Origin of the sequence: Asticcacaulis biprosthecium C19 (assembly GCF_000204015.1) — a bacterium.
In the GTDB taxonomy this organism is placed as follows: Bacteria; Pseudomonadota; Alphaproteobacteria; order Caulobacterales; family Caulobacteraceae; genus Asticcacaulis; species Asticcacaulis biprosthecius.
In genome coordinates this window covers 1,644,594-1,647,081 of record NZ_GL883077.1, presented here as the reverse complement: position 1 = coordinate 1,647,081, position 2,488 = coordinate 1,644,594, and the positions used below count along the sequence as shown (strand labels likewise).

The following is a 2,488-nucleotide window of genomic DNA, read 5'->3' as shown; positions in this document are numbered from 1 at the left end:
GTGGAAGAGCCCCTTCCGTCATCTCGCTTCGCTCGATGCCACCTCCCCCGCAAGCAGGGGAGGAGACGAATGAAATCCCTCCCTTCCGGAGTTCCCCATGCCTGCCCTGCTCTCTCTTGAAAACGTCTATGTCGACTTCGAACGCGACGGCGTCATCTCCAGCGTCCTCGACAATGTCTCGCTGTCAGTCAACACCGGCGAATACATCTCGATCATCGGCCACTCCGGCTGCGGCAAGTCGACCCTGCTTAATGTCGTCGCCGGCCTGGTACCGCTGACGCTCGGCGCCGCCCTGCTCGGCAACAAGGAGATCACCGGTCCCGGTCCCGACCGCGCCGTGGTCTTCCAGAACCACTCCCTGCTGCCGTGGATGACGGTCTATGAAAACGTCCGTCTCGCCGTGGACAAGATCTATGGCGGCAAGGAAACCATGAGCCAGCTCCATGAGCGCGCCATGACAAATCTCGACCTCGTCAAGATGACCCACGCCGTCAAGAAACGCCCCGGCGAGATCTCCGGCGGCATGAAACAAAGAGTCGGCATCGCCCGCGCCCTGGCCATGGAACCGAAAGTGCTGCTGCTCGACGAGCCCTTCGGCGCACTCGACGCCTTGACCCGTGGCCACCTGCAGGACACGGTCATGGCCCTGCACTCGCGCATCAAGGCGACTGTGCTGATGATTACCCACGATGTCGACGAGGCCGTTCTGCTGGCCGACCGGGTGGTCATGATGACCAACGGTCCGAAAGCCACCATCGGCAAGATCGTCGATGTCCGCTGCCCGCGTCCGCGTACCCGCCTCAGCGCCTTCCAGGATCCCGAATTCCTGCGCTGCCGCCAGGAGATCGTCGCCTTCCTCGAACAGCATGACAAGGTCGCACAGGAACTCACACCCGCATGATATCCATTGAAACCATTTAAGCCCATTTTCATGAAACTGCGCCGGAGGGTCTAGGCGGGCCGAATCCGGCGCCTTTTGTGATATTTTTGCACCGCAACACAGTTGCGGCCCGCGCCCTCGCACGCGGAATTTGACATGGGCTTCACTTTGCTCAACCCTGTGTGTTGCGATCAAGGATGATCGCATGACCGCTTCGCAGCGCCAACGGGGGTGACGCGAAGTTTATAGACGATGACGTCTCAAGACCTACTGGCTCCTTTGGGGCGGGTTCGGCTTGGGGCGTTTTTTTTATGCTTTATGCAGTAAGAGACTCCGATGATTAGCAAGGACTTCTTCAAAGCCGGACACACCCCGACCCTCCTGTCCGCCTTCCTCTATTTCGATATGAGCTTCATGGTCTGGGTGCTTCTCGGCGCCCTGGGTGTGCAGATCGCGGCCTCGCTGGGCCTCACCCCCGCCGAAAAGGGCTTCATGGTGGCGGTGCCGATCCTCGCCGGCGCAGGCCTGCGCCTGATCAACGGCGTTCTCGTCGACCGCATCGGCCCCAAGAAGACGGGCACCATTGCCCAGTTGATCGTGATCGCTGGTCTGCTGCTCGCCTGGATTCTTCAGGTCAACAGCTACGGCGGCGTCCTGGTGCTGGGCGTGGTGCTCGGCATGGCCGGCGCTTCGTTTGCCGTCGCCTTGCCCCTGGCCTCGCGCTGGTATCCGCCCAAGTATCAGGGGATTGCGCTGGGTATCGCTGGCGCCGGCAATTCCGGCACGGTCTTCGCCTCGCTGTTCGCTCCGTCGCTGGCCAAGGCCTTCGGCTGGTCGGCCGTGTTCGGCATCGCCACCATCCCGCTGATCATCACTTTCGTCATCTATCAGTTCCTGGCCAAGGACGCGCCGGATCAGCCGCCGGCCAAGACCTGGACGCAGTATCTCAACATCTTCAAGCAGTCCGACGCCTGGTGGTTCCTGCTGTTCTACGGCGTCACCTTCGGCGGCTTCGTCGGCCTGTCGTCGTCGCTCAACATCTATTTCAACAGTGAGTACGGCGTCGAGCCCGTCGCGGCCGGCTTCTTCACCGCCGCCTGCGTCTTTGCCGGCTCGCTGCTGCGCCCGGTCGGTGGCGGCCTGTCCGACCGCATCGGCGGCATCCGTACGCTGAGCATCATGTACTGCGTCGCGGCCGCCGCACTGATCCTTTTGAGTTTCGGCATGCCTACGGTGTGGGCAGCGGTCATGGTCCTGCTTGTGGCCATGGGGGCTCTGGGTATGGGTAATGGCGCGGTGTTCCAACTGGTGCCGCAACGGTTTCGCAACGAAATGGGCGTGATGACCGGCCTCGTCGGCATGTTCGGTGGCGTTGGCGGCTTCTACCTGGCGGCGTCTCTGGGCCTGTCCAAGCAGGCGACCGGCAGCTACCAGTTCGGCCTGGTCGGCTTTGCCATCCTGGCCATGGTGGCCCTGGGTGGCCTGACCCTGGTCAAGAAGCGCTGGCGCGGGACCTGGCAGGCTTTCGGATCGGCAGATGCTAAACTCTAAGAACGGATCGACCTTCTCCTCCCCTGCTTGCGGGGGAGGTGGATCAGTGTGAAACAC

At 62.1% G+C, this 2,488-nt stretch carries 2 protein-coding genes; both read left to right on the top strand.

Annotation, left to right across the window (positions count from 1 at the left end):
- The first annotated feature begins 97 nt into the window (after positions 1-97).
- The gene (locus ABI_RS07830; RefSeq protein WP_006272366.1) at positions 98-901 is read left to right on the top strand and encodes an ABC transporter ATP-binding protein; all 804 of its coding nucleotides are present in this window, start codon (positions 98-100) and stop codon (positions 899-901) included.
- Positions 902-1,216: 315 nt separating this feature from the next.
- Entirely contained in the window at positions 1,217-2,431 is a 1,215-nt protein-coding gene (locus ABI_RS07825; RefSeq protein ID WP_006272365.1) for a nitrate/nitrite transporter, read from the top strand.
- Positions 2,432-2,488 lie beyond the last annotated feature (57 nt).